The organism is Candidatus Cloacimonas sp., from assembly GCA_039680785.1.
Lineage (GTDB): Bacteria > Cloacimonadota > Cloacimonadia > Cloacimonadales > Cloacimonadaceae > Cloacimonas.
On the sequence record JBDKSF010000072.1, the window covers coordinates 1 to 26659 of the forward strand.

26 protein-coding genes are annotated in these 26659 nt (G+C 37.9%); 13 read left to right on the top strand and 13 right to left on the bottom strand.

Annotation, left to right across the window (positions count from 1 at the left end):
- From bamA to thiS, 8 genes are all read left to right on the top strand, one after another.
- Positions 1 to 1724: outer membrane protein assembly factor BamA (bamA, locus tag ABFC98_04855; GenBank protein ID MEN6445356.1), on the top strand; the 1724-nt coding region annotated here is incomplete at its 5' end.
- Between the two features lies 1 nt (position 1725).
- The gene (locus ABFC98_04860) at positions 1726 to 2676 is read left to right on the top strand and encodes a radical SAM protein (GenBank protein ID MEN6445357.1); all 951 of its coding nucleotides are present in this window, start codon (positions 1726 to 1728) and stop codon (positions 2674 to 2676) included.
- Complete coding sequence (ispD, locus tag ABFC98_04865; protein MEN6445358.1) at positions 2664 to 3368, top strand: 2-C-methyl-D-erythritol 4-phosphate cytidylyltransferase; 705 nt, start codon at positions 2664 to 2666, stop codon at positions 3366 to 3368. The genes ABFC98_04860 and ispD overlap by 13 nt, the downstream gene beginning before the upstream one ends.
- 56 nt (positions 3369 to 3424) lie before the next feature.
- Entirely contained in the window at positions 3425 to 6124 is a 2700-nt protein-coding gene (locus ABFC98_04870; protein ID MEN6445359.1) for an SIS domain-containing protein, read from the top strand.
- A gap of 4 nt (positions 6125 to 6128) precedes the next feature.
- Entirely contained in the window at positions 6129 to 6611 is a 483-nt protein-coding gene (gene ispF / locus ABFC98_04875) for a 2-C-methyl-D-erythritol 2,4-cyclodiphosphate synthase (protein ID MEN6445360.1), read from the top strand.
- The gene (locus ABFC98_04880; GenBank protein ID MEN6445361.1) at positions 6578 to 7357 is read left to right on the top strand and encodes a molybdopterin-guanine dinucleotide biosynthesis protein MobB; all 780 of its coding nucleotides are present in this window, start codon (positions 6578 to 6580) and stop codon (positions 7355 to 7357) included. Before ispF ends, ABFC98_04880 begins: the two co-directional genes overlap by 34 nt.
- Positions 7354 to 7971 carry a sulfur carrier protein ThiS adenylyltransferase ThiF gene (thiF, locus tag ABFC98_04885; GenBank protein ID MEN6445362.1) on the top strand — a complete coding sequence of 206 codons (618 nt, stop codon included), beginning with the start codon at positions 7354 to 7356 and terminating at the stop codon, positions 7969 to 7971. The genes ABFC98_04880 and thiF overlap by 4 nt, the downstream gene beginning before the upstream one ends.
- Positions 7972 to 7974: 3 nt before the next feature.
- Positions 7975 to 8187: a sulfur carrier protein ThiS gene (gene thiS, locus ABFC98_04890; GenBank protein ID MEN6445363.1), complete on the top strand. Its 213-nt coding sequence runs from the start codon at positions 7975 to 7977 to the stop codon at positions 8185 to 8187.
- A 336-nt stretch (positions 8188 to 8523) separates the two neighbouring features.
- On the opposite strand, the gene ABFC98_04895 is transcribed toward thiS, so the two are convergent.
- The 6 genes from ABFC98_04895 to ABFC98_04920 all read right to left on the bottom strand — a co-directional run bounded on the left by ABFC98_04895 (position 8524) and on the right by ABFC98_04920 (position 14945).
- On the bottom strand, positions 8524 to 9153 hold the full coding sequence (locus tag ABFC98_04895; GenBank protein MEN6445364.1) for a radical SAM protein: 630 nt from the start codon (positions 9151 to 9153) through the stop codon (positions 8524 to 8526).
- A gap of 31 nt (positions 9154 to 9184) precedes the next feature.
- Positions 9185 to 10396 carry an amidohydrolase family protein gene (locus tag ABFC98_04900; protein ID MEN6445365.1) on the bottom strand — a complete coding sequence of 404 codons (1212 nt, stop codon included), beginning with the start codon at positions 10394 to 10396 and terminating at the stop codon, positions 9185 to 9187.
- Positions 10393 to 11583, bottom strand: a complete 1191-nt coding sequence (locus tag ABFC98_04905; protein MEN6445366.1) for an electron transfer flavoprotein subunit alpha — start codon at positions 11581 to 11583, stop codon at positions 10393 to 10395. Before ABFC98_04905 ends, ABFC98_04900 begins: the two co-directional genes overlap by 4 nt.
- Positions 11584 to 11734: 151 nt before the next feature.
- Positions 11735 to 12631: a site-specific DNA-methyltransferase gene (locus ABFC98_04910; protein MEN6445367.1), complete on the bottom strand. Its 897-nt coding sequence runs from the start codon at positions 12629 to 12631 to the stop codon at positions 11735 to 11737.
- Positions 12625 to 13503 (bottom strand): hypothetical protein, encoded by an 879-nt coding sequence (locus ABFC98_04915; protein ID MEN6445368.1) that lies wholly within the window; start codon positions 13501 to 13503, stop codon positions 12625 to 12627. The genes ABFC98_04910 and ABFC98_04915 overlap by 7 nt, the downstream gene beginning before the upstream one ends.
- A 134-nt stretch (positions 13504 to 13637) precedes the next feature.
- A complete protein-coding gene (locus ABFC98_04920; GenBank protein MEN6445369.1) occupies positions 13638 to 14945 on the bottom strand; it encodes an ATP-binding protein in 1308 nt (435 codons plus the stop codon).
- Positions 14946 to 15280: 335 nt separating this feature from the next.
- Between ABFC98_04920 and ABFC98_04925 the strand changes: the two genes are divergently transcribed.
- The 5 genes from ABFC98_04925 to ABFC98_04945 are packed head-to-tail and all read left to right on the top strand — an operon-like array spanning position 15281 to position 20786.
- Positions 15281 to 16339: a zinc-binding dehydrogenase gene (locus ABFC98_04925; protein ID MEN6445370.1), complete on the top strand. Its 1059-nt coding sequence runs from the start codon at positions 15281 to 15283 to the stop codon at positions 16337 to 16339.
- Between the two features lie 12 nt (positions 16340 to 16351).
- Entirely contained in the window at positions 16352 to 17599 is a 1248-nt protein-coding gene (ablA, locus tag ABFC98_04930; protein ID MEN6445371.1) for a lysine 2,3-aminomutase, read from the top strand.
- Positions 17600 to 17610: 11 nt separating this feature from the next.
- Positions 17611 to 18606: a hypothetical protein gene (locus ABFC98_04935; protein MEN6445372.1), complete on the top strand. Its 996-nt coding sequence runs from the start codon at positions 17611 to 17613 to the stop codon at positions 18604 to 18606.
- The gene (locus tag ABFC98_04940; GenBank protein MEN6445373.1) at positions 18607 to 19551 is read left to right on the top strand and encodes a cation diffusion facilitator family transporter; all 945 of its coding nucleotides are present in this window, start codon (positions 18607 to 18609) and stop codon (positions 19549 to 19551) included.
- Positions 19548 to 20786, top strand: coding sequence for a M23 family metallopeptidase (locus tag ABFC98_04945; GenBank protein MEN6445374.1), 1239 nt, complete (start codon positions 19548 to 19550; stop codon positions 20784 to 20786). Before ABFC98_04940 ends, ABFC98_04945 begins: the two co-directional genes overlap by 4 nt.
- Before the next feature lie 68 nt (positions 20787 to 20854).
- On the opposite strand, the gene ABFC98_04950 is transcribed toward ABFC98_04945, so the two are convergent.
- The 7 genes from ABFC98_04950 to ABFC98_04980 all read right to left on the bottom strand — a co-directional run.
- On the bottom strand, positions 20855 to 21580 hold the full coding sequence (locus tag ABFC98_04950; protein MEN6445375.1) for an energy-coupling factor transporter transmembrane component T: 726 nt from the start codon (positions 21578 to 21580) through the stop codon (positions 20855 to 20857).
- Positions 21577 to 22929: an ATP-binding cassette domain-containing protein gene (locus ABFC98_04955; GenBank protein ID MEN6445376.1), complete on the bottom strand. Its 1353-nt coding sequence runs from the start codon at positions 22927 to 22929 to the stop codon at positions 21577 to 21579. The genes ABFC98_04950 and ABFC98_04955 overlap by 4 nt, the downstream gene beginning before the upstream one ends.
- A complete protein-coding gene (locus ABFC98_04960; protein ID MEN6445377.1) occupies positions 22929 to 23855 on the bottom strand; it encodes a hypothetical protein in 927 nt (308 codons plus the stop codon). Before ABFC98_04960 ends, ABFC98_04955 begins: the two co-directional genes overlap by 1 nt.
- Positions 23852 to 24391: an ECF transporter S component gene (locus ABFC98_04965; protein ID MEN6445378.1), complete on the bottom strand. Its 540-nt coding sequence runs from the start codon at positions 24389 to 24391 to the stop codon at positions 23852 to 23854. The genes ABFC98_04960 and ABFC98_04965 overlap by 4 nt, the downstream gene beginning before the upstream one ends.
- Positions 24391 to 24864: a cytidine/deoxycytidylate deaminase family protein gene (locus tag ABFC98_04970; GenBank protein MEN6445379.1), complete on the bottom strand. Its 474-nt coding sequence runs from the start codon at positions 24862 to 24864 to the stop codon at positions 24391 to 24393. Before ABFC98_04970 ends, ABFC98_04965 begins: the two co-directional genes overlap by 1 nt.
- 218 nt (positions 24865 to 25082) lie before the next feature.
- Positions 25083 to 26036, bottom strand: coding sequence for a D-glycerate dehydrogenase (locus ABFC98_04975; protein ID MEN6445380.1), 954 nt, complete (start codon positions 26034 to 26036; stop codon positions 25083 to 25085).
- A partial coding sequence (locus ABFC98_04980) for a nitroreductase family protein (protein MEN6445381.1) occupies positions 26033 to 26659 on the bottom strand: 627 nt, incomplete at its 5' end. The genes ABFC98_04975 and ABFC98_04980, both read right to left, overlap by 4 nt.

Here is a 26659-nt window from a genome sequence, read left to right on the forward strand (position 1 = left end):
GGGTTTCCATCAAACAGATAACTTTTGTGGGAAACAGCTATTTTGATAGTAAGACCTTACAGAAAAAGATGAAGACCAAAACCGCCAGTTTTCTTCGTTCCGGTCACTTGGAAAATGAGAAATTTGATGCCGATTTACAAGCATTAACCGCTTTTTATAAAAAAAATGGGTTTATAGATGTCGTCGTAGGTCCGTATGAAATTCAGCCGCTGAACGAAAAATCCATCGAAATTGTAATACATATATTTGAAGGGACAAAGTATAATTTCGGAGGCATAAACATTGAGGGTAACGATTTTTTCCCAGTTGAACAATTACAGGAAACTCTCACGATGAAACTTGGAGAGCCCTTTGACCAAGAGGTGTTTGATAATGAAATCAAGAACATCTATTCCAAATACTTTGATGAAGGGTTCATTTATGTTTCCATCGTTCCTGAATATATAAAAGAGGGCGATAAGCTAATCGTGAAGCTAAAAATAAATGAGAACAATCGCGCCAGAATCCGTCAAATACATATTACGGGCAATAAAAGAACCAAGGAAAAAGTAGTTAGAAGACAGCTGGAAGTTTCTCCGGGTGATTATTTCCGTCAGACACAAGTTCTACGCAGTCAGCAAAATATATATAATCTGGGGTTTTTTGAACAGGATATTCGTTTGGACTACAATCCCATCAATAGCCAAGGAGACATAGACCTCCAATTTGATGTTATAGATCGTTCCAGTGGAACTGCAAATGGGGGAGTCGGTTATAATTCTCAAGATAAATTTGTAGGGCAGCTGTCTTTGTCTCAAAACAATATGTTTGGCAATAACTGGTCAACCACTTTAACCTGGGAATTTGGAGGCAACACCCAAAATTTTGAATTTGGCTTCACAAATCCTAATTTGATGGATACGGACATTTTACTGGGAACCGATATATATTATACTAAAAAGACCTGGAGTTCTTTTTACTATGAGATTTATACGCGTGGCGCAGGGCTTAGGGTAGGCCAAACAATTCCCTGGATAGATAAATCCAGAGCCGTTGCTGGTTATTCTTTATATTCCAAGAAGTATAGAATTACCGATATGGATGCCATAATGGCAGATTCTACTGCCAATGCCAATTTGCTCGAATTGAATCAATTGGGGTGGAGATATACCAGCGCCGTAAGTTTAACTTTGAGCAGAGATACGCGCGACAATGTATTTTTCCCTACCAAAGGAAGTCAGTTCACTCTTTATAGTGAAGTGGCAGGAGGGATGTTCGGAGGCGATTTTGATTATTTTAAACAGATTGCCCAGGTAAACTGGTATATGGATACTTGGGAAAAGCTTATTTTGAGAACCAAATGGAGATTTTGTTATGTAACTCCTTTTGGCAGGTCTAAGGATGCGCCCCCGGATGAAAAATTTTACTTGGGTGGAACCGGTGCAGACGGGATAAGAGGTTTTCCTGATAGTTCCATTGGTCCTTCCGGAGGAGGAACCAGAGCTATCATATTTTCTACGGAATTGGGATATCCTTTAGGGAGCGATCAAATTATTGCAGTTGCTTTTTTCGATGCAGGAAATAGTTATAACAAGATGAGAGATTTTAATTTTCTCAATTTTAAAAAAGGAACCGGACTGGGAATCAGAATTCGCAGTCCCTTCGGTTTAATCGGTTTTGATTATGCCTATAATATCAATGATGGCGGATGGGAACCGCATTTACAATTCGGAACCACCTTTTAAGATGATTAAGTATAAACACCTTTTCGGACCCGTGATGTCCCGTCGTTTAGGTATCTCTCTGGGAATTGATCTTGTTCCTTATAAATATTGTCCCTTAAACTGTGTTTATTGTGAAGTGCAAAGAACTACCCATTTAGTAACGCAGAGAGAGGCATTTTTTGATACGAAAGAAATATTGGCTGAACTGGATAATTTTATGTCCACCCAGCCGCATTTGGATTATATTACTTTCTCCGGAGCGGGCGAACCAACTTTGAACAGTTCTTTGGGAGAAATTGTAGCATATATCAAAGCCAATTATCCAGCATATAAACTTGCTCTACTTACCAATGGCATTCTTTTTTCGGAGGAAGAAGTTCGGCGTGAAGTTCTTTCCTGTGATATTGTTTTACCTTCGTTGGATTCTGCCACGCAAGAGGGTTTTGAAAAAATCAACCGTCCTTGTGCAGGGCTTCAAGTGCAAGATTTAATTGAAGGTTTAGTTCAATTTAGGATGGAATATAAAGGCACGCTCTGGTTGGAAGTTTTTTTGGTGCCCGGCATAAATGATAATTTAGAAGAGCTTAACGCTTTAGCGAAAGCAATAAATAAGATCAAACCAGATTTAGTGCAATTAAATTGTTTGGATAGGCCTGGGACGGAAGATTGGGTTAAGCCATTATCTTTAAATACGCTTAAGCATATTAAAGCCGAATTGAAGGATATTGTAAGTGTGCCAGTAGAAATTATTGCCAAAGTTAAATATCCGCAAATGGAAACGCAACCGGATGCAGAAGTTATTGAAATTTTGCATAATACGCTTAAAAGACGACCCTCAACCGCAGAAGACCTTTCTGCGATGTTAAATATCCACATCAACGAAATTAGTAAAGTGCTCCGTCAATTGTATCTGGAAAAGAAAATATCTGCTCAACGAGAAAGCAGGGGAGTTTTTTATAAATGGACTTCTTAAATAATACAACTGCCATAATAACGGCTGCGGGAAGTGGAAAACGCCTTCCGGGAGATAGGAAAAAGCAGTTTAGAGAACTATCGGGCATCCCAATTTTAATCAGGAGTATGGAACCATTTATGGCTTCAGAATTGATCGATAATATTATCGTGACTGCTCCGGAAGAAGATATTTTAAAGACAGAAGCGCTTATAGAACAGTGGTTTGAAGGGATGGGAAAACCGCATAAAGTTATTGCCGGTGGGGCAGAACGCCAAGATTCAGTTTATTACGCTTTGCAGCAATGTCCGGAAGGAACAGAATATGTTGCCATCCACGATGGAGTAAGACCTTTTGTTACACTGGAATTGATAGAACTGCTTTTTGCCGCCGTGATTATTGATAAAGCGGTTATTCCAGCTGGAAAATTAAAACATACGGTTATGGAGATTGAAGGTGATTATGCAGTTAAAGCTATAAACCGTAATCATTTGATCAATGTTTTCACACCTCAGGTTTTTGCCTATTCATTAATAATGGAGGCATATCAACAGGCATATAAGGATAATTATTTTTCTACCGACGATGCTTCATTAATCCAACATCTGGGGTTGCAGGTTCGCTATATTTGGGATAATGATTTCAATTTGAAAATTACCGATGAAGCAGACCTGTTTTTTGCCAAGCAGTTAATTGAAAAAAATAAGATATAGAGGACATAACAATGTGGAATTTTTTGCTTTTACAGCTTAAAAAGTTATTATTTGCAATGAGGAACTGGAAATTTAAGCTTCCAATTCCTGTTTGGGGTGTAGGTTGTGGAGTTTTAGGTTTGGCTTTGCCCAAGGTCTCAATTAATATGGGTGAATATGCTTCCAAACTTTTACGGGCATTGGAATATAGAGGTTATGACAGCACGGGAGCAGCTTTTCAAGGAGATACAACTGACATAACTTTATTAAAAGATGTAGGAGCTCCCAGCACTTTAGTTAAGACCTTAGGCATAGAAAAACAGAGCGGAAAAATATTTTGCGGACAAGTTCGCTGGGCTACTTTTGGTTTTGTGGATAAGAAAAATGCACAGCCCCATTTGGTAAATTGCAAGCGTCATATTTATGGAGCGCATAATGGCAACATTACCAATACCAGAGAGTTAAAGACATTTTTGGTAAATGAGGGGCACTCAGTTCAAAGTGATAACGATGGTGAAATGTTAGTTCACACGATTGAACATTATTTTGATATAGAAATGAATAAGGCAGCTAATCCCACTGAACCGGAATTACGGAAAAAATGTATGCGTAAAGCAATAATACAGGCCGCGGAAAAATTGGTTGGCAGTTATGCAGCGGTAATTGTAGATCCGGATACAGAGACCTCATGGGCTATTAAAGCAGGCAGCAGTTTATATTTTGGAATCGGGACTTTGGAAGATTTGCCTTTTTCACTTGCTTCTTCAGATCTTACTGCTGTGCTTCGTTTTACCAAGCAATTGGTTAATTTGCGGGAAGGTGAATTTATTGAATATACGGCAGATACATATCAGGTATATGCCCAGAAGAATTTGAAATTTAAGCACTTAAATCAACCGGATGAAGTTTGGCAGACGGGAGATAAAATTCCTGCTCGCTCCGTTTATTCCAAATTGCGTGCCGAGGATGTAGAACTGTTACCAGAATATGAATATTTTATGGAGCAGGAAATATATGCTCAAAGTGAATCTACTGGAAAGCTAATTAAGCTTTTTCAAGGGGGTTCGAACACGGGAAAAAGAATGTTAGCGTTAATGGAAGAAGCGGGTGTAAAAGATTATATTTTTAGCAAGATGCAAAATTTTGTAAATGCACCCACACCTTTGGAAAGACGCCAAATATTTAACGAATTGCTCAATTCGGACATTTTCACCAATTTCTTCTATCAGGTTCGCAGCACTTATCAGGAGTTTTTTGATGTTGCCGTAAAAGAGGATTTTGATAAAAAGTACTTCTTCTCCATAGAGAAAAACCTCTTTTTGGAAATGGCAAACGACGGATATGACCTGAAAAAAATTTCGCTGGCTAAAACACTGGATGCTTTAGCGGAAAAAATGAATGTGAAGGATTTTAATGAAAGCGTGGATAATTTTCTGTTATTGATGAAAAACACCCTTCAAAATAATCGCAATGCATATTCAATTGCCTGCGGAACGAGCTTTCACGCTACCAAAATTGCCGCCCTCTTTTTCAATTCCATTGCCGGATTGGAAATAATTCCCATTTTACCCGGGGATTTTAGAGGTGAATATTCTAATTGTATAAAAGACAATGATCTCATCATCGGCGTTTCTCAATCAGGTGAAACAAAAGACCTTATAGATATTTTCAATGACATAGACGCCAAGGATTTGAATGTGCGTAAAGTGGTTTTGGTAAATAATATGAATTCCACTTTAGGCCAGGAAAAAAGCGATGTGGCGATTCCCATTTTATGCGGACCGGAAATTGCCGTTCCAGCCACAAAAAGTTTTATGAATCAAATTACGCTTTTCTATTATCTTGCCATTCGGACAGCGCAAATGAAATTAAATGAGTTGGAAACAGATTTAAACGAGGAAGACCGGCAAAAATGTCAGAATGAGATTGATGAATATTATACTTCTCTGTTCAAAATTCCCTCCTTACTGAAAGAAACCTTGGATAATGTCAGCGGCGAATTGGATATTATGGCTGGAAAATTATATATGGAACCTTCCATTCATATTTTAGCCACCAAAATCAGTGGAGTGGCTATGGAAGGTGCATTAAAAATTAGAGAAACGGTTTTAACTCATGCAGAAGGTAGAGAGGCATCGGAATTCAAACACGGACCCAATACCATTTTAGGCAGAAATACCGTTTTTGGAGTTAAACACTTGCGTTCATTTATGCACTTTCTCAGCGAGGATATTGACGAAATAGAAGCGCTATGTGAACAGGAAGGTATTCCTCACAAAGAAGTTAAAGAGATTTATAAAGCATTGGCGGATTATATATTTACGCACAATCAACCCTTCAATCTGAATCCTCAGGGAACTAAAATCTTCAATCAATTAGTGCACAATAAGGATTTCTTTGAACCTCTCTATCGCAATTATCCCTTAGTTTACATCACAGGACCAGATGCACGCGATGTAAACCTCACCATTTCTCAGATCAATACGCATAAAATACGGGGAGCCAATACTTTTGTAATTGCCGAAGATAATGAACAGCTTAAGAAAAATGTTTCATCTCCACCCAATGAAAATGGCTATTATGCCTATTCTTACATTATGTTACCCAAAACCGGTTCTTGTTTGCTAACTTGTTTTTCGGCATCTATTGTCCTGCAACTTTTAGCGTTGAAAATGAGCGTGCGTAAAATGAAAAAATTAGATAAATTGGAAGTTCGCGATCATGGCGTCCATCCTGATGTTCCCAAAAATGTATCTAAAAGCATAACAGTGGATTAAATAAATGTATCGTTGCGGTTTTGGATATGATGTTCATCGACTGATTGAGGGCAGAGACCTTATTTTGGGAGGCGTGAAAATTCCTTATTCCAAAGGGCTTTTGGGTCATTCAGATGCCGATGTTTTAATCCACTGCATAATTGATGCTTTGTTAGGTGCCTTGGCTTTAGGGGATATCGGGACACATTATCCTGATAATGATTTGGCTTACAAGGACATAAACTCCCGCATATTACTGAGGAAGACCTATAAAATCATTACCGAAAAGGGCTGGCAATTAAACAACCTGGATACGGTTATATGCTGTCAAAATCCCAAATTACAACCTTTTATATCCCCAATGCGCCAAAATATCGCTGCGGATTTGGAATGCGAATTACAGCAAATATCCGTGAAAGCTACTACTGAAGAAGGACTTGGCATCAGTGGCAAGGGCGAGGGAATTAGCGCTTTTTGCCAATTAATGTTAGTAAGGTCTTCATTATGAAAGCATTAGGAATTATTGGCTATCATCAAACTGGTAAAACAACTGTTGCTACAAACTTAATCGCAGAATTGACAAAAGATGGATATAATGTATGCTCTATCAAGGATATCCATAGTGAAAAATATCATTGTGACACCATCGGCAAAAATACTAATTTACATACTCAGGCAGGAAGTAAAGCTGTATTTGCCAAGGGATTATATGATAGTGCCCTATTATTTCCGGAATCGTTAGATTTGAAAGAAATGGTTTCTTTCCTGAAAGCCGATTATCTTATTATTGAAGGTCTGAAAGATGCACCTGTTCCCAAAATCGTTTGTGCGGAAAATATTGAGCAGTTAAATGAACTGGGGGATGACACTTGTATTTGCATTTCGGGCAAGATAGCGTGTGAAATAAATAGCTATAAAGGTATTCCGTGCTTATGTTTGCCTCAAGATTTGGCCAAAATGACAGCTCTGGTTAAGGAAAAATGCTTTGCCATTCTGCCTTTGTCTGATCCTCAATGTTGTTCATCCTGTGGAAAGGACTGTTACACAATGGCAGGAGATATTGTTCAGGGCAGGGCAAAAAGAAGCAATTGCGTTTTGGATAATGATACGGGACTTAAACTTTGGGTGGCAGATCAGGAAGTAATCATTGTTCCTTTTGTGCAGAAATTGTTGCAGGATATAGTGATATCCTTTGTAAACAATCTGAAAGACATTGATCCTGAAGGCAATATCAAATTGGAGATAAAGCGTTGATTTCCAGGGAAGAATATTTTTCCAAGCGTGATCCCTCTGCTTTTCCCATCTGGCAAAAAGCCACAATTGGCATTGCCGGAGCGGGAGGATTAGGTTCCAATATTGCCATCTCTTTGGCAAGAGCGGGAATTGGGACTCTAATTCTTGCCGATTATGACATTGTTACGGCGGAAAACCTTAACCGCCAGCAATATACATTGGCGCAAATTGGAAAACGAAAAGTGGATGCCATAGCGGAAAATATTCGTACCTTTAATCCTTTCATTGAATTTGTTTTGCACCCAGTTAAAGTTACGCCTGCCAACTTTTGTGATATTTTTGAGGGTGCAGACCTGCTTTTGGAAGCATTGGATGAAGCAGAACAAAAAGAAATGCTAATTTCCTGCTGGGCAAAAAATTATCCTGATAGGCATATTATAATTGCTTCCGGAATTGCCGGTTACGGTAAAAATGAAACTATTCATACCGAACATTATGGCTTTTTACATATTGTCGGCGATTTAACCAGTGAATTACAAGCAGGAATTTGTCCGATTGCCACTCGTGTTGCCGTCGTTGCTAACCTGCAGGCAAATTTGGCTTTAGAACTTTTAGCCCCGCAGAAAGGAATATAGATTATGGCAGATAAGCAGGTTTTCAAAGTTAATGGCAATCAATTACCTTGGCAAGAAGGTTTAGTTGTTTCCGATGCCCTAAAATTAATGAATTACACTTTTAAGATGTTGGTCGTTAAAATGAACGGCGAACTTATCAAAAGAGAAAACTGGCAAACCACCTCCATTCCTGAAAATGCAGACCTGAAAGTAATTCACCTCATCAGCGGTGGATAAATATAAATTTCGTTCCAGCCCTACTTTCGTTACCTACCCTTTTTTCCCTCAGGACTACGAAATTTATCCGTCTATTCCTAATTTGCACCTGCAAGCTCATCTAATAACACAGTAACACTTCCGTAACGATGCTCTAACGGGACTACGGCAGTGTTACGGAATTGTGAGAGAGTTGTAACGCAATCCTCCTTGTAATAAGTGATTGGGAGTGAAACATTGCTTTTAGTATAATGTGCTCTTATTGCTCAGGGAAGGCACGGACACAGATAAAAGTTATCTTGTTCTGCATAAGTATGTTATAGCTACAAGAATACGGATTCTGATAAAAAAGTTAAGCTACTTTAAGCCAATAATTTTATGCAGTTGCAAAGTTAGTTTTGCCTTTACACCGTCTTGTAGCATCCATTTAGCAAGTTCTTTGGCATCTAAAAGCTCCGTAACGGGGGAAAAATGAATAATGTTAACTGGGGGTTTGTTTTGCTCCAAAAAGGAAAGAGCAAACTGATAATCCTGCCTATCTGTAAGCACAAATTTCAATTCATCATTTTCCTTCAGATAAGCCAAATTTTCCGCTAAAAAGCTATTTCCCGTTCCGCTGCCCGGTGTTTTAACATCCACAATTTTTAACACAAAATGGGGAACTTTCGCTAAAGTGAGTGATCCATTAGTTTCCAGTAAAATATCGTATTTGGCTTGCTGCAATGCTTCAAACAAAGCATCGATGTCTTCTTGAAAAAGTGGTTCTCCACCTGTGATTTCTATGAGAGAACAAGGAAAATCTTTTATTTCATCCAAAATGGAACTGATCGCCATTGATTTTCCTTTGCCGAAAGCATATTGAGTATCACAATAAGAACAATGTAAATTACATTCCGACAAACGAATAAAAATACAGGGATAACCACTGAAAGTTGATTCTCCCTGTAAAGAATAGAAAATTTCCGTTACATTCAAATGTTTTTCCATTTTTCTTCTTGATGCCTCCTAATATCAATATCTAAAATGGCAAATAGGGAAAGTCCTTATGATATCCTAAAACCTCATCAATCTGATCATTTAGGTCCATTGGGTCGCCGATCACAAATTTTTCCTTGTTACCAGTGCGGAAAGTGCTGTATTTATCATCATCCAAATTAAGCATTTCCAGCCATTCACTGTCCCCAAAGCGTGGAATTCCATCCACAAGTAAAAGATGTATAGTTGCCGCTTCCAAAGTATAAAGATTTTCAAAGGGATCGCGTTCTACTTTGTCAGTTAACAATAAATTACGGCATCCATCCGGATTCAAACAAGCAAAATCCTTGGGCAAAAAAAGTGCTCTTGCCGCATTTTCCGTTGACATTCGATAAATATCTTGAGCAGTTACAAAAGGAAAATGTTCCCGAATCGTTAAAAATTCCGCTATCAGATTTATGCTTCCGGACATTGTGGAATCAGTTCCAATACATACATTTGCTTTATTGGCGAGCGCGGATTTGATATTTAAGGTCTCTCCAATTAAATATAAATTGGAGGAAGGACACCAACAAATCGAAGCATCCGCTTGGGCAATTTCACTTATTTCTGTTTCAGTTAAGGCAATGCCATGGATAATTAAAGTATTATTTTGCAATAATCCGAGTTTTTTTAATTGCGCAAATTCGGCTTTGGTAATATCGTCTTTTCCTTCTCCCAAGTGAATCAGGAAAGGAATTTTGCCCTGAGTGAGCTGCATTTCCTTTTGGGGATCTTCACCTCCCCACCAATTACCAAGGGTAAGAGAATGACATTGGCGGAAATTTTGGGGCACAATAATCGGCATCGCTTTATAAAAAGTATCCTTCTGATTGGGAGAATGATCTTGAACTACGCTGCAACCGCTAAATAAACTTTTGTAAGCTCCCAAAAGAGCTAAAATTAGCGCATCGGGATCTTCCAAATTAAAGCTTCCATCGTTATTCCAAAATAAATCCCTTTCCCGAAAAGCAAAGGAATCTTTCATATCCTCTACCCAAATATGAGAATTGGGATAGGGGCGATGATCTCCTGCTCTGGGAACCCAATTTCCAATCAAATGGTCATGGGAATTGATAAGTGGAAGATAAGCAATCGCATCGGGAAAATCCTTGTTTATTTCCAGATCAGCAAAAGAAGCTCCCTCAAGATGTATGGTAATTCCATTTTCCACTCGATCAGGATTTATAACGCTGATCGCAGGTCTGATAGTCATACTCGTAATTCTTTTATCCTTTTAGTTAGTTTGGGTACAATTTCAAACAGATCACCTACTATGCCTAAATCCGCTACTTTGAAAATTGGTGCGTCAGGGTCTTTATTTATGGCAATAATATAATCCGCACTGGACATTCCGGCTAAATGTTGGATTGCCCCACTAATTCCAACTGCTATATAAATTAATGGTTTAACCGTCTTTCCCGTTTGCCCAACTTGATGGGAATAGGCAATCCATTCTGCATCTACAGCCGCTCTGGAAGCTCCCACGGCTCCTCCTAATGCATCTGCCAATTCTTCAATTAGAGCGAAATTTTTTGCCTCTTTCAAACCCCTGCCTCCGGAAACAATAATATTTGCTTCCGTGATATTGATCAGATTTGATTTCTCTTTTTCAAAACTAAGCCAGGATGTTCTTTCTTCCACTAAATCAAAATTTACCTGTTCTTGAATTACTATTCCATTGCGAGAATCGTCTCTGGATATGGGATTCATAACTTTATGACGCACAGTGGCCATTTGGGGACGATGATTTGCCGTTTTAATCGTCGCCATAATATTTCCACCAAAAGCAGGACGAGTTTGTAATAAATCACTCGTTTCCATATCTATGGAAAGACCTGTGCAATCGGCAGTTAAACCTGTATGTAAATTAATGGCTACGCGGGGTATAAAACTTCTGCCGGTAACAGTTGCCCCAGCCAATATAATCGAAGGTTTATACTTAAAGGCAAGCTCCGTTAACGCTTTGGCATAAAACTCATCCCGAAAATGCTTTAAAGTAGGATCATCTACTTCTATAACTTGATCGGCTCCGAAAGCTATCAAGTCCGAAGAAAGCGATTCAATTTGATGTCCCAAAACTACTGCCGAAAGCTCAGAACCAAGTTCATCAGCAAGTTCCCTTCCTTTGCCCAAAAGCTCAAAAACCACTGGGGCAATAATGCTATCGCGCTGTTCCGCAAAAACCCAAACGCCGTTGAATTCACTTTTATCAATTGCTTCGGTTTTTGCTTTTCGTAGTAATATTGCCTCAAAAGGACAAGCAGAAACACAAGCGCCGCATAAAACACATTTATCCGGGTCTATAATGGCAATCTGGTCTTCAATTTTTATCGCATCATACGCACATGCACTTAAACAGGAACCACAACCGACACATTTGTCTATTAACACTTCTATCATAAACATTCTCCTACTTTGCATTCATTTTTTCCTAATAATTTCTGTCAAGATTAAAGTGCGAAAGGAAGAAAGCGAAAAAAGAACCAATCAGATAAGGATGAGCTTAAAGCTAAAATCAGAAAATAAAAATACGATTTCTTCCTCTTATATTTTAATCAAATTCAATGCTCAGCTGATCCAAATAAGCATTGATTCGTTTGTTACATAATTTAATATAAGCGGGTTCTATTTCAAAACCAGTAAAATATCTTTTCGATTTTAAAGCAGAGATGGCAACTGTTCCACTACCCATAAAAGGATCAAGAACAATATCATCCTGAAAGGAATAAAGCTGAATTAAACGATGTGGTAATTCTTCCGGAAAAGGAGCAGGATGTCCTATTTTTTTGGCTGATTCAGCTTTCATAACCCAAACGGATTTAGTCCACTGGATAAAATCTTCTTTACTAATCGTGCTTTGTTTGTCTTTTTTTTGCCGGGAGTAATCACCCTTGGAAAAAATCAAAATATATTCATGAATATCTCGTAAAATTGGATTGGCAGCGCTCATCCAACTTCCCCATGCAGTTGATGGACTTGCACTTGCTGCTTTATTCCAAATTATTTCACCGCGCATATTGAAACCAATATTCAGCATAATTTGCGAAATATAATCGGAAAGAGGAATGTAGGGTTTTCTGCCAATATTGGCTACATTGATACAAGCCCGTCCTCCATTTACTAAAACTCTGTAGGTCTCCTTAAAGGCGTTTTCCAATAATTGCAGATATTGTTTTAAGGATAAATCCTGATCGTAATCCTTGCTAACATTATAGGGAGGTGAAGTGATCATTAAGTGAACAGAATTATCCGGAATTTCACTCATATTTTCTGCCGAACCAAGAATAACCTTGTTCAAGTACTCTTCCGGAAAAGGATTTTCCGTTTTGTCTATCTCTTCCTTGATTTGTAATTCCTCGTATAACTTGGAATTATAGAACTTGGAAGAATCGTGATTTATCCTTCCTTTGGTCCCAAATGAGCTGGTGGAGGTACTGGTTTTTACCATGTTTTACCTCTGAGAAGCTTAATAAACTTTTCGGCCTTTTCAGTATCAGTTTTTTCTTGGGAAGCGATACTTATATATTTACCAATCTGCGGTTTGCTTAACATCGTAGAGATATAATAATAATCATTATTTAACAATATCTCAAAATCTTTAGTAATTTCAGAGATATTTTTAAATGTTTTAAAACCCAGTTCTGGAGAAGATTGAATAAAATCGCTCTCAGAAGGGTTGGGATTTAAAGACCAAAAACCCTGTATTACGCCTGCTGTTTTAAGATAATCCACTTTTTTTAAATAAGTTGAAGTTATGGGGCTATTGCCAATTATAACAATGGGAATTTTGTTTGCACAATTACCAGATACTCTAATATTTATTGATTTTCCTATCGCTTTTAGCATAGAATCAGATCGTAACAAAGAAGGGTTACCTTTATGAGTTTTATAGTCGCCTAATAAGCTTAATCCTTTCATTTCGTTATACAGATAATTCCATATAATACTCATCTTAATTTCAAATATCAATTTTATATTTTCAGGATCTTGTTTTATATTCTCATTTGTGCAAAAAGCTAAGTCAGCAGGGGAATTTTGGGTTAATCCAATTTCTTCACAAACAACACTATTGATTGCATATAATCCCATCTTTTGTGCAACTGGAGAAAATAAGTCCCTACACCACTTTTCTGTAAATAAACCGATTAATGCATTACGGCTCTGCAAGGTCTGATTTTTGGAATCAAAACCTTTAGGAATATACGCATAAAAATCTCTGTCCAATTTGTAAAAGAGTTTCTCAGCTATAGTAATTTTAAGGTAGCTGGAAAAAAACATTTTTTCATCGTTTATTGACCAGAGTTCTCTGTTTTTATACATTTGATTGGCTCCCAATAAGTTAATCACTTTGTTCTTTTTAATTTTCTTGCTTTATCTGTCAAGTAAAGAAGTAAAATTGAAGTGATTCCTTATAATTGATGGTAGCGTTTACTTTTTTTAATGATTTCTTTGGTCTATTTGCCCTTTGTTTCATTTTCATCCTCCAAGAGAGTAGTTCCCAAATTAGGTAAGCCGCCTATCAATCCTTTTCTATAGATACTTTCTATGGAATGTTCTTTCCGAACTGGATATTCAGAAACGCTGGTTAGAGAAGTGCCACCATCTTCATTTTTTTCAGTAATCCAGATAGCATCTCTGCGTAAAATATCCTTTTCTTTTAAAAGAGCCGTATTTTGAGAAGTGAAAATTAATTGTCCCCTGCTTTCTTTTCTTAAAAAAGTAGTTATGAAATGAATGATAAGATCAATATGTAAAGAACTCTCAATTTCATCAATAGGAACTATCCGGTTTTTATATATTAGCTCAAATAGAATTCCAATCAAACCAAAATATCTCTGAGTCCCCATTGATTCCATATTATAATTTAGAACATAAGTTCCTGAGGAAGTTTTATGGGTAAATTCAGTTTTAAGCGAGGTTATTTCTTCTCGTTTTCTATTATTTTCTTGTGTTGCATCGTTAGTTTCAAATACAGCACTTAATCCATGGAATAATTCAGCCATGGAAATTCTCTTTTCTTCTATAATAAAATCTTCTATGAGAAAATCAGCTCTTTTCAATAGTTCCAAATATAAAGGTTTATATTTTTCATTCTGTTCAGAATTGCTTAGATAATTAAGATAATTGAAGTTGAAAAGATCTGTTTTATAGTCCAAAATTGGATTCATAGTTCCAGTAAACCAGTTCCTTGCTTCCTGAAGAACACCAGAATATTGCATTGTCGCTATTTTAGAAAGAATGGACTGGTTTTGGACAGTTAATTCCAAAGCATCTTGTTGCTTCTTATCAACAGCAGCATTCTTCCAGTTATATTGATACTTCAACTCATTACTATCTATAATGCTGCGAGAAAAAACAGCAGACCTTCTCCCTTTGGGAAAATAGCTTAGATTTTCCTGGATGATATATTTTTTGGTTAATTCCAGATAGTAGCTATAAACAACACCCTTTTGTAGAAATTCAACCTCAAAAATTGAGGACTTATCTTCATCCAATGCAAAGAGAACTATAGGAATTGGATTTTCTTTATTAGTAGATGTATTAATGATAAATTGTCTTAAAAAATTTAGAGATCTAAGCAGATTGGTTTTCCCTGAAGCATTAGCTCCATAAATCATAGCCATTCTCAGAATTCTTAGCTTTGGTTTATCAACTGAAACAACATAATAATCCTCCAGGGTCTTATCACTGGTGGCACGAAAATCCAAAGTTACTTTATTGCGGAGGGAAAGAAAGTTTTGGACGCTAAAGGTGATAATCATTTTATTCTCCTTTAATGCACTCTTTCTGCATTTAATAGACAATTTAATTAGATATAGGAGAATGTCAAGTAATATTTTGCAGTTTTTCTGTAAATTTTATGTTTTATTGGCTTAAATTGTATTTCTAAACTTACTCTCTGCTAAAAGGATTAATGAAAAGAGAAAGTTATGCTTTAAAGTTATTGATTTTTCGTTGGTAGTTGTAAGGAATTATGGGACTTGTCATAAGTTTATCCATACAAAAGAATTGACAGTAAGGGCAAATGTAAAAAAATGGATTCATCTAAGTAACTTGAGATTAAATAAAAAAATAGACATTTTCATAGGAGCAGCGAATGAAACTAAATGGATGTAGATATGGAACGCACCGGGTAATTGAGCCCAAAGGTGTTTTACCGCAACCCGCAAAGGTTTTAAATAACGATATGAGCGAAATATGGGACAACGAAATGCTGATTGATGTGATTCGTTTAAATATTGATTCCGCTTCTTTTCATCAGATTAAAAATAAGCTCATTGCGAAGGGTTTTACAGATTTGGAAAAGGCATTTGCGGAACATGCCATTGATCTTATTAATAGAACTGGCAAACATAAAAACGAAGATACCGGTTCCGGTGGAATGCTGATTGGCAGAGTTGCTGCCATTGGGGATAAGTTTGAAATGAAAGAAGAAGTGAAAGTGGGAGATAAAATCGCCTCTCTGGTTTCACTTTCGCTAACTCCTCTCAAAATAAACAAAGTGAAAAAAGTTTTGCTGGACAAGGATCAAATAGAAATTGAAGGTCAAGCAATCCTTTTCAGTAGTGGTATTTATGCCAAACTGCCTGATGATTTGGATGAAAATTTGGCACTTTCCGTTTTGGATGTTGCAGGTGCACCGGCTCAAGTTGAGCGTTTAGTAAAGCCGGGAGACACAGTTGTAATTATTGGTGCGAATGGTAAAAGCGGAATTTTATGCAATGCCGTGGCTAAAGAGCGGGCAGGAATTTGTGGAAAAGTTATTGGAGTAGTGCGTAAAGAAAGTTACATACCTACTTGCAAGACAACTGGTTGTGACGAAGTAATTTTGGCCAGCGCTACGGATGCCATCACTATTCAAAAAGAGGTCTCTCGTCTCACTAATGGTAAAATGGCAGATGTAGTTATCAATGTAGTAAATACGGAAGATACTGAATTGCCAAGTATTATGGCAGCCCGAGAACGGGGTTTGGTCTATTTTTTCTCTATGGCTACTTCTTTTACCAAAGCAGCTTTAGGAGCGGAAGGTATTGGAGCCGATGTAGATATGATGATTGGCAATGGTTATGCTCAACATCATTCTGAGATTGCGTTGGATTTGTTGAGGCGCAAACCTGTTTTAATGAAGATTTTTAAAGAACGCTATACGGAATAAAAAGAGGATAAAATGAGCAAGATAATTGATCCTAAAAGCATTGCCACTCCCGATGAATGGAATGACTGGCATTGGCAGATAAAAAATCGGATAACATCTTATGAGCAATTAGTAAAATACATTGAGCTTCAGCCCGAAGAAGAAGCCGTTTTCAAAGATAAGGCCTTTTCTTTCCGGATGGCTATCACTCCTCATTATCTTTCTTTGATTGACCAGAGCAATCCTTTTGATCCAATTCGTTTACAGGCAATTCCGCGGATTGCGGAAAGCCATATTTCATCCTCTGATATGGCAGATCCTTTAAGTGAAGATGCTGATGCTCCGGTTCCTGGAATGACTCATCGCTATCCAGATCGGGTTTTGCTTTTGCTTACAGATCAATGTGCTATGTATTGCAGACATTGTACCCGCCGGAGAAAAGCAGGTGAAAATGATGCCCCAATGCCCAAAGATAATGTGGATAAGGCATTGGACTATATAAAAGAGCATAAGGAAGTGCGCGATGTTATTTTAAGTGGTGGCGATCCTCTCACTTTAAGTGATGAGCGTTTGGATGATATATTAAATAAACTGAGTAAAATTGAGCATATTGAAATTGTGCGTTTGGGAACAAGAACTCCGGTGGTTTTGCCGCAACGCTTTACTGATTCACTTTTAGAGATCCTAAAAAAGTATAAATTTGTGTGGCTGAATACGCATTTTAATCATCCTAACGAGCTTAGTGAGGACTCCTGTAAAGCACTTGCCAAAATAGCTGAAACGGGAATACCGATGGGCAATCAATCCGTTTTATTAAAAGGGATAAATGATAATGTGGATGTAATGAAAGCATTGGTGCATAAACTGGTTAAAAACAGAGTTCGTCCCTATTATATCTATCAATGTGATCTTTCTGAAGGGATTAGTCATTTCCGCACTCCCATAGCCAAAGGCATTGAAATAATAGAAAGTTTGCGTGGTCATACTTCCGGATTATGCGTTCCAACTTATGTTGTAGATGCTCCCGGAGGCGGAGGAAAAATTCCTGTAATGCCCAATTATGTAATTTCTCAGATGCCTGGAAGAGTTATTTTACGCAATTATGAAGGTTTTATCACTTCCTACACAGAACCCGAATTCGCTATGCAAGACGAAAGTAAATATCGCGAACTTTGCGCTGAAGAATTCAAATCCAACGAAGGTGTAATGAGCTTAATGCGTGGGAAAAAAGTAGCTATCGGACCGGCAGGGACAAAGCGTCATCAGCGTCGTAACCATTAATAGGAGCTTTTTTGGAGTTTTCCTGGATTTCCGCTAAGCGTTATAAAAACATCGCGATTGTAGGAATCTGTAAAAATGCCGGAAAGACAACCGTCCTGAATTATATTTTGGCAAACAGCAATTTTATCTGGGGTGTTTTAAGCACCGGACGGGATGGCGAAGATGAAGATATTCTGTATAAAAACCCTAAGCCCAAAGTAAAATTACCTGCTGGGTGCATTTTCTGCACGGATGCCAAAACTCTTATCCAACAGGGCTCTGGAATTAGCATTTTGGCTAAAACAAAGTGGCAAAGTGGAAACCGAGAACTTTGGATAGCCAAAAGCGAAAGAAATTTGGAAACGGAAATAACCGGTCCCGCTAATGTTAAAGGACAAATTGCCTGCGCGGAATTAATGTATAAACTGGGAGCCAGAAAAGTTCTGATAGATGGTTCTCTGGACCGTAAATCAATTGCATTGAGCGATGCCATAGATGGCATAATTTTAAGCGTGGGAGCCAGTTTTGGTAATCAACAAGCCATAACGGAAGAACTTAAACGCTTGATAACTTTATGTGAAATAAAGAAATACAACAGTTCAAATTTAAACAAGTTGGCTGAACAAAATAGAATTCTCATTAAGAACCAAAGCCGATGGCAAACGACCGACTTAACTTCGTTAATTGGCAATGAAGAAAAGCTGCTGGAACTGATTGAGACAATGAAAAATCCTACTCATCTTTATCTTCCCGGTGCCTATACCAGCGTTGTAAATAATAAGTTAGGAAAACGGTTAAAAGGTATGCAGCTGATTTTCCGTCACCCGGAATGTATCAAACTTAGCAGTAACGAGCTTGAGAACTTTTTAACTGACCATAATCCTCTTGCCTTAATTCCTTTTAAAGTGAAAGCCATCTTTCTAAATCCCAAAGGAATTGGAAGTAATGATCTTGATGCGGATGAATTTCATCAAAATTTACGGAGCGTTTTTAAGAACTATCCCTTATTGGATGTGATGGAGATATAAGTGGCAGATCGTGATTCCATAACTCGAGTAACTGTTAATTTGGGTTTATTCTCCAATATCTTATTATCGATTATCAAAACTTGTGTAGGCATTGTTGGCCACAGTGCCGCTCTTTTAGCTGATGGGATAAATTCCTCTTCTGATGTTGTTTATTACATTGCAGTTAAGATATTTATGAAGCAAGCTCAAAAACCAGCTGATGTAGAACATCCTTATGGCCATCGCCAGTTGGAATCCATTTCTGCAATTGTAGTTGGCGCTTTCATCCTTACCACTGGAATTGCCATTTTTTGGGAATCCATCAATAAGGTCTATGACATCCTTGCCAACATTGAAACTGGACATTCTGCTTCCTATTGGGCATTAGTTATTGCGATCTTTACCTTTTGTTTGAAGATTTTCCTTTATACCTATACTCGCAAAAACATACCTAAAACTAATAACCCAACTCTAAAGGCATTGGCAAATGATCATTTAAATGACATAATGGCATCCATAGCTGTGGTTGTTGGTGTCCTATTAGGTCGGATTGGTTATTATTGGATGGATCCAGCTGCCGGAGCAGTAGTAGCGATATATATTATTAAAACGGGAATTGAAATTATTATGGAGTCCTCAAGGGAGCTTATGGATTATCTTCCGGATGAAGATTTTAGCCGTGAAATACAAGCTGAGGCATTAGCCGTGGAAGGAGTTCGTAGTATTGAAGAGCTTGGTATCCATCGTTTTGGTCCCTATTATACAGTTAATATGACAATTACGGTGGATGGAAATATTACTGTGGATTGTGGCAATGCAATTTCCGATAAAGTAGAACAAAGTTTAATGCATAAATTCAGTACAGGTTTAAGACAGGTTCATATTCACTATCATCCTTATCTTGCTAAAAGTTCAAGTTCCGATAGTGATATTAATGCAGAACCACCAGAGGGTAGCATAGGATGAATTGGGGGAAGAATATACTTTTTCTCCTTATTTTATCATTACTTGGCACTTTCTGCCTGATCAGCTTACTCGGACTCAATCCTGAAAAATCATCTGCGCCCGAAAGAGTAAATCCAAAACCCGTTGAACCTTGGATTGTGGAAACCATTCCTCCCGGAGGCAGCATATTTTCGGTATTGGCAAAACAAAATGTTCCTCTTTCGGAAATTGGTTTGCTGGCTTTTGAATTTGGTGATTATATTGATGTATCAACTATTCAACCCGGAGATACGCTAAAAGTATTACTATCAGAAGATAAACAGCACATAAAGAAACTGATGTTTGTGCAGGAACCAACTACGCGTCATCATTTTACGGTTAGTGGTGATTCTCTTGTTTACCAGCTTGAGGCCTTACCGGTTAAAAAAACAAAACGCATCATTGAAGGAACTATCCAATCAACTTTGGATGCCACTTTGCTAAAAATGGGTTTTGCACCTCAAGATAAACAGGCAATCAATAATGGTTTGGAAACAGAAATAAATTTTGCCCGCGATGCGCGTAATGGAGATAAATTTAAGGTTTTCGTGGAAGAACGCATTTTTGAAGGCAAAACATTACCTGGTATAAAGATCTTCTATGTTCAATACACAGGCGAACGAACTGGAACTTGTGAACTTTTCCGTTATGAGGATGCGGAAGAAAATTCCGTTTTGAACGGTCTTTATACCAGGGAGGGGAAAAGCTGTTACAGCAATGGAGTTGGTTTTCCTCTTTCCGTAATTCATATTGTTTCTGGTTTCGGCAGACGCCTTGATCCTTTTTTTGGCCGTTGGGCTAATCATCAGGGAGTAGATTATCGTGCTCACTTTGGAACTCCTGTTTATGCTGTTTCCAATGGAACAGTTATTAGTGCAGGTTATGATGGTGGTTGGGGAAATGAAATCAGGATTACACACCCCAGCGGGCTTACTTCTCAATATGCGCATCTTGCTTCTCTCAATGTTCAGAGAGGCCAATCTGTTAAAAAAGGACAAGTTATAGGCAGGGTAGGAGCTACGGGTAGAGCAACGGGAGCTCATTTACATTTTGGTTTGTTAAATGGCGCAAGATATATCAATCCTTCCAATTTAAAAATGGTGGGAACGGAAAAACTGAACCCAACTCAGCTAAAAAGATTTCAAAATCAGCAACAGACAATTCTGCAGGAAATGGAAAACTTGTTACATCCCAAACCTGTAGTTGCCAGAAACTAAAATAGAAAGCTGCTAAAGGGATCATCTAAATTTTTATATACAAGCATAAAATTAGCAACTACATAGCTTCAAAGCTGCGTTGCCAAAATTACCAATACCGTAAAGCACAGCAAACAAAGTAAATCCCTATAGCTGAAGCTTTGTCTGTATAGCTTTGTGCGTTTACCTGGGCTTCTAAAACCTCTCAATTCCAAAGCAATGGCAGATGTTTCACTATTTCTGAGCAATTCAGCTAAAGTCGTAAGAGACAGTTGTTTATAAACCTGTAGTCGTTTTGCCAAGGGTAAATTTGAAGTATCAATTCCGCGCAGTTTGAGACCTGTTAGAAATCCTTTTAACTGAGCTAAAAACTTCGGAACAAGATGAATGGCATAAGCAAGCATAAAAGAAAGTTCTTCCGGTAAATGAATGGAGGAAAATGCTTTGGAAAATTCCGGATAATCCATAACTGCCAATGACTTCGCACAATATATAACAGTTAATAACCGCAAAGCCAACTGAAGAGAAATTATAATTGCTTCTTCGCTTATTTTTATTATTCCATAAGACCAAAGCAAGGTTCCACTTCGTCTGAAAACAATTTGGAAAAAAGTTAAAATCAATAAAAATGGTAAAGTATGCCACAGTGTTTTGCACACTTTTATCATACGGTTCTTCATCCTAAATACGGCAAACATTGAAGCCAGCAAAGTGATAAATAAGAGAGGCAATGGTTTTTTAACGATAAAAACACAAGTGGATAATAACAAAACCAGCAAAATATGCGTAAGCGGATGCAATGCCTTCTTTATCATCTATTTTCTTCCCTCAAGGACTTGTTTTCGATGATTAGAACTTTATCAAACATTTCTTGGTGTTCTTCCAAAGAGTGAGAAACAATAAGCATTCCGGGATAATGTTCACTTTTATATTGCAGCAATTTAATCAGTTTATCACTGGCATTTTCATCCAAAGAAGCAAATGGCTCATCCAATAACCAAAATTTAGAAAACAAATAAGGCAGTATTTGTTGCGAAACCATTTTTTGCTGTCCAGAAGAAAGTTCCGTAAACAAAGGGTCATCTTTTAACTCTAAATTCGGCAGGTTTTCAATCGCAATCTGCCAGAATAGCCAGTTTTGAGCAACGCTAATTCCCAAAAGGTTTTCTTTCGTAATCTGGCTTTGGTAATAGGCATAATTAAAATTTTGGCAGTTTACACCACTTTGCATTGGTTTTCCGCTTAGGTAAATTTTTCCTTCCGTGGCTGTCAGCAAGCCCGTTAAGAGTTTCAGCAAGGTGCTTTTCCCTGCTCCATTACTACCTTTTAAAAGGATGTTATCTTTGCCGTGAATGTCATAAGAAAGATTTTCAAACAGAGGTTCTGATTCAGAATAAGCAAAACTAAGCTTATCAATCTGAAACAGAACATCTACAGGAGACATTATTGGTTGCTTTATGTTTTTTACATTACTTAAATGGTTATCTTCCAATAAGGAATCAGCTATTTTAAGCGGTTGCGTTTTTGCTGCCAAGGTTAGGGAAAAATCAGCAAATTCGTCTATGATCGGATTGTGTTCGGCAATTACGATTATTTTTCCTTGTTCTTTCTTAGTTTTAAGCCAATTTAGGATCAAGTTCATAGCCCTATTGTCCAATCCGTTTAAGGGTTCATCCAAAAGCAATATGGGAGGATCAATAGTTTCGGCAACCGCGCAGAGCAACATTTTCTTTTCTCCTCCGCTCAAAGTGGAAGGGTCTCTGTTTAAAAATTGGGTAAGTCCAAATTGTTCGGTTGCCAAGAGTATTTTTTGCTGTATAATATCTTCAGGTACAGCTTTATTTTCCAGCGCAAAAGCAAGCTCAGATATGCAATTAGGGAAAAATAATTGAGCTTCCGCATCGCTTAACTGATACCATAAATAATGAAATTTTTCGGCAAGGGGGATTGTCTGTAAGTTAATATTATCCATCAATATGCTACCTTTTGTCTTAGCTTTTACATATTCTGGAATAATACCACTGATAGCATTTAACAGAGAAGTTTTTCCGCTTGCATTAGGACCTTTGATATGGAAGATAGTTCCTTCCGGAATTTCGATAGTTATGCCTTCCAGCAAGTTCCGGTCGGAGAAGGAAATGCCAAAATCCTTTAAGATAAGCATCAAAAAATCTCGAAGTAAAGCGCTCCCCTAAAGACCTGTGGTTCAGCTAAAGCATCCGTAAAATTCATTATTTCCATACCCTCTTTATGGACAATGCGGAATTGCATATCCGGAGAGGTCTCCCAATGCAAAATTTTTGCCAAACGAATTAGCTGATTGATGCTATCCTCGCAGATCAAAGCATTGTTATCACATTGCAAATAAATGATATCCTTCATCCACATACCGCCAGGGATCTGAGGGCTTTTTAAATTGTAGTGTCCCTCCGCTGTTTTTTCCAAAACGGCTCCTTTTAAATGCAAAGGATAGGTTAAACTTTGTTTCAGTCCATCTCGGCTGTAAAGAATGACCTTTTTTTCTTCCGCGGGTGATAAATCCATTAAAATATCGCTTAAATACCAACCCTCAATTTTAACGAATGGCTCAGGATCTTTTTGCAAAGGATATTTTTGCAGGGTATCTTGCAAGAGGTAAAAACGCGAAGGGCGAATTATCGGCTGAAAATTTTCCAGCACTACCCGCTCCAGACCTTTAATCCATTGCATTTCTCTCAGCGAAGGAAAAATTAAGCGCAACATATTTTCCTCAAAAGGAATACCATCCTGACCCGTAACTATGTAACTTTCCAGAGAGTCAAATTCACTTTTTTCCAAAGTTACCTGATAGCGGTCTGAGGACTCACATCTGATAGTGGCAAAATCACCTAAATTTTGCTGTTTTAACCAAAGATCAAATCTAAAACCCTGCCAAGTATTTAAACGCACTACTCCGTCTTTTTCCCTGCTGGTTTTTATATCCTGCACTTCCAATTTATAGAGATCAGCATTGTTATAAATATGGCTAATTCCTTTGGTGTCTATAATTTCCAGAGCTGAAAGAGTTATCATAATTCCCATTAAAATGAATAGCGAAAAATATTTCTTCATCCTATAATCCTTGTTGCTTTAAGCGATTTATATATGCCAAACCCAATGTAGCCACCTAAAATACCGGAAGCGAAGGCAGTGCAAATATTGAAAATAACCATCGTCATCGGCATTTTGAAAAATATGGCTGAAGAGATCAACGATCCCGTCAAATTGGCAAAAGCGCACAAAAATAGATGCGTCACTAATTTATCTTTTTGAGGATAGAGCCAATATAGAAGGTCTGCTATAATTCCAGGAAAAGTATATGCCACTAAAGAAAAAGCACCCATTCTACCAGCCATTCCAATTAGTAAAACCAAGATCGCTTGCAAAAATCCGTAAAGGGTTCCAGTTAAGGGTTTATCTACTATAGCGATAGTTAAAACCAGCCATAGCATATAGAGTCCACCAGTTAAGGAACCGCCCGGAATTCCCAAAGGAGTGGAAATTAATTTTGTTATAGGATTGATAATAGGTTTTACGGCAATTCCCAAAGCAGCGATGGAAGTAATTATGATTAAGTCCTTTACGGTAAAGTGATTGAGTATTTTCATCAGATTAGTTTCTTCAGGATATTATTTTTTACATCAAATTGAATCAGTTCAATTCCCGCTTCGCGAAAGAGTTCTTCGCCTAATTCGTCAGGATAGGTCTCGGCAATATAAACCGTCTTAATTTCAGCATTGATAATCAAACGCGCGCAAATACTGCAGGGTTGATTTGTACAATAAAGAACAGCTCCCCGAGTGGAAGATCCATTTATAGCTGCCTGTATGATGGCATTTTGTTCGGCATGGACACCCCGGCAAAGTTCATGATTTTTTCCGGAAGGAATGTTTTGTTGTTCTCTTAAACAACCAACTTCAGAACAGTGAGCTACTCCTTTGGGGCTTCCATTATAGCCAGTGGAAATAATTTGATTGTCACGCACTAAAACAGCGCCCACTTTTCTCCGCAGACAAGTGCTTCTTTTCGATACAAGATATGCCATCTCCATAAAATACTGTTGCCAGGAAGGCCTTTCCAATCTATTTTCTCCCTTATCATTAACTTTTCACTATTTTCTCAATATCCTATTTTCTGTCAAGCTGGAAGGCAAAGTCACAAGTAAATATTTTACCAAAAAGGATGCTTGGGGCTTTTTACAAAAGGACTAAACATCTTTTCTTCCCAAAATACCGACCATATATAGCGAAAGTTTTGCCGAATATTAAATCGAACTAATTTTCGTTACATTCCATTTTGTCAATTTACCGCGGCAGGTGGCTTTCTACCTTCTATAACGGCAAGAGCATTTTCAACGGCGAGAAAAGCCATTTTTGTTCTGGTTTCAATACTGGCAGATCCGATATGTGGCAGTAAAACTACATTATCCAAAGCCAAAAGTTCAGGGGAGATATCAGGTTCATTTTCGTAAACATCCAGCCCAGCGGAAAATATTCTATGTGTGGAAAGTGCTTTAATCAGTTCCTTTTCATCTACTATTGGTCCGCGGGAAGTATTTATCAGCACGGCACTTTCTTTCATCATTTCCAATTCCTTTTTGCCAATCAAGTGATATGTCTTATCCGTCAAAGGAATATGCAAAGTGATAATATCCGCCTCTTTCAGCAGAGTATCAAAATTTACTTCCGTTGCCGCAAAGGGCAAACTATATCGCATAGGGGAATCATTATGATAGAGAATTTGCATATTAAAACCAACGGCACGCTTAGCAACTGCCTGACCTATTCTACCCATACCCAGAATTCCGAGGGTTTTGTCATAAACATCCTGACCCAACATCAGCATTGGTTCCCAGCCCTTAAATTTGCCCTTTCTTAAAAAGCGTTCACTTTCCGGGATTCTTCTACAGGCAGATAAAATTAAAGCCCAAGTAAGATCGGCGGTAGTTTCGGTTAACACACCGGGTGTATTGCAAACGGTTATTCCGCATTTGGTGGCATATTCCACATCAATATTATTATAGCCGACGGCATAGTTTGAGATAACTTTCAGTTTGGGAGCCGCATCCATAACTTCTTTATCAATGGTGTCGTTCAATAAACAGATTATAGCATCGGCATTTTTAACCCCTGCACATAATTCCTGTTTAGTTAAAGTGCGCTCATAACGATTGATTTCTAAAGTGAATTTATCTTCCAATTGTTTTACAGCGGGCTCTGGAAGCAAGCGAGTTAAAAATAACACCGGTTTCATAAATACCTCACAAAATCGCTTACTTGATGTCGTTCCGGAATCGGAAAATGTTCGGCAGGATAACCAATCGGCGTTATACAAGCAATATAATCCTGATGAGGAATGCCAATTAAATCCTTAATTTCCTCTTTATCCATATCGGTAACCCAGCAAGTCCCCAAATCATAAGCAGTTGCAGATAGCAATAAATGGTAGGCGGCTATACAGGCATCCTGGATTTTTCGGTGGGATATATCTCCTTTAGAAACAACGGCTATGGCATAAGGAGACGCTAAAATTGGCTTTCCGGAAGGACCGCGCAGGGCAACAATTTTTTCCAGAATTGCTCGGTTCTTTATCACTACATAATAATAACCCTGCAAATTACAAGCAGTTGGAGAATATCTACAGAGTTCAAAGACATTGTTCAGCAGTTCATCCGGAACCGGTTCTGGCTTGTATTTACGGATACTACGGCGCAATTTTAACCCTTCACTTAAAGTAATATACGGCTTCAATTGATGCTCAAAACATTGAAATTCCAAAGACCTGCCTTCAGGATCTGTAGCCCAAAAATTATAGATCGTAAACGAAAGATTGGGCTTGGGAGCTGTTTTGGCAATAGATTTCAGCTTCGTATAGGC

Coding starts and splice junctions, on each gene's coding strand:
- ablA (MEN6445371.1), top strand. CDS start 16,352: ATGAGCAAGATAATTGATCCTAAAAGCATTGCCACTCCCGATGAATGG.
- ABFC98_04945 (MEN6445374.1), top strand. CDS start 19,548: ATGAATTGGGGGAAGAATATACTTTTTCTCCTTATTTTATCATTACTT.
- ABFC98_04950 (MEN6445375.1), bottom strand. CDS start 21,580: ATGATAAAGAAGGCATTGCATCCGCTTACGCATATTTTGCTGGTTTTG.
- ABFC98_04870 (MEN6445359.1), top strand. CDS start 3,425: ATGAGGAACTGGAAATTTAAGCTTCCAATTCCTGTTTGGGGTGTAGGT.
- ABFC98_04975 (MEN6445380.1), bottom strand. CDS start 26,036: ATGAAACCGGTGTTATTTTTAACTCGCTTGCTTCCAGAGCCCGCTGTA.
- ABFC98_04900 (MEN6445365.1), bottom strand. CDS start 10,396: ATGACTATCAGACCTGCGATCAGCGTTATAAATCCTGATCGAGTGGAA.
- ispD (MEN6445358.1), top strand. CDS start 2,664: ATGGACTTCTTAAATAATACAACTGCCATAATAACGGCTGCGGGAAGT.
- ABFC98_04920 (MEN6445369.1), bottom strand. CDS start 14,945: ATGATTATCACCTTTAGCGTCCAAAACTTTCTTTCCCTCCGCAATAAA.
- ABFC98_04915 (MEN6445368.1), bottom strand. CDS start 13,503: ATGTATAAAAACAGAGAACTCTGGTCAATAAACGATGAAAAAATGTTT.
- thiS (MEN6445363.1), top strand. CDS start 7,975: ATGGCAGATAAGCAGGTTTTCAAAGTTAATGGCAATCAATTACCTTGG.
- ABFC98_04960 (MEN6445377.1), bottom strand. CDS start 23,855: ATGAAGAAATATTTTTCGCTATTCATTTTAATGGGAATTATGATAACT.
- ABFC98_04905 (MEN6445366.1), bottom strand. CDS start 11,583: ATGATAGAAGTGTTAATAGACAAATGTGTCGGTTGTGGTTCCTGTTTA.
- ABFC98_04965 (MEN6445378.1), bottom strand. CDS start 24,391: ATGAAAATACTCAATCACTTTACCGTAAAGGACTTAATCATAATTACT.
- ABFC98_04925 (MEN6445370.1), top strand. CDS start 15,281: ATGAAACTAAATGGATGTAGATATGGAACGCACCGGGTAATTGAGCCC.
- ABFC98_04910 (MEN6445367.1), bottom strand. CDS start 12,631: ATGGTAAAAACCAGTACCTCCACCAGCTCATTTGGGACCAAAGGAAGG.
- ispF (MEN6445360.1), top strand. CDS start 6,129: ATGTATCGTTGCGGTTTTGGATATGATGTTCATCGACTGATTGAGGGC.
- ABFC98_04860 (MEN6445357.1), top strand. CDS start 1,726: ATGATTAAGTATAAACACCTTTTCGGACCCGTGATGTCCCGTCGTTTA.
- ABFC98_04955 (MEN6445376.1), bottom strand. CDS start 22,929: ATGCTTATCTTAAAGGATTTTGGCATTTCCTTCTCCGACCGGAACTTG.
- ABFC98_04895 (MEN6445364.1), bottom strand. CDS start 9,153: ATGGAAAAACATTTGAATGTAACGGAAATTTTCTATTCTTTACAGGGA.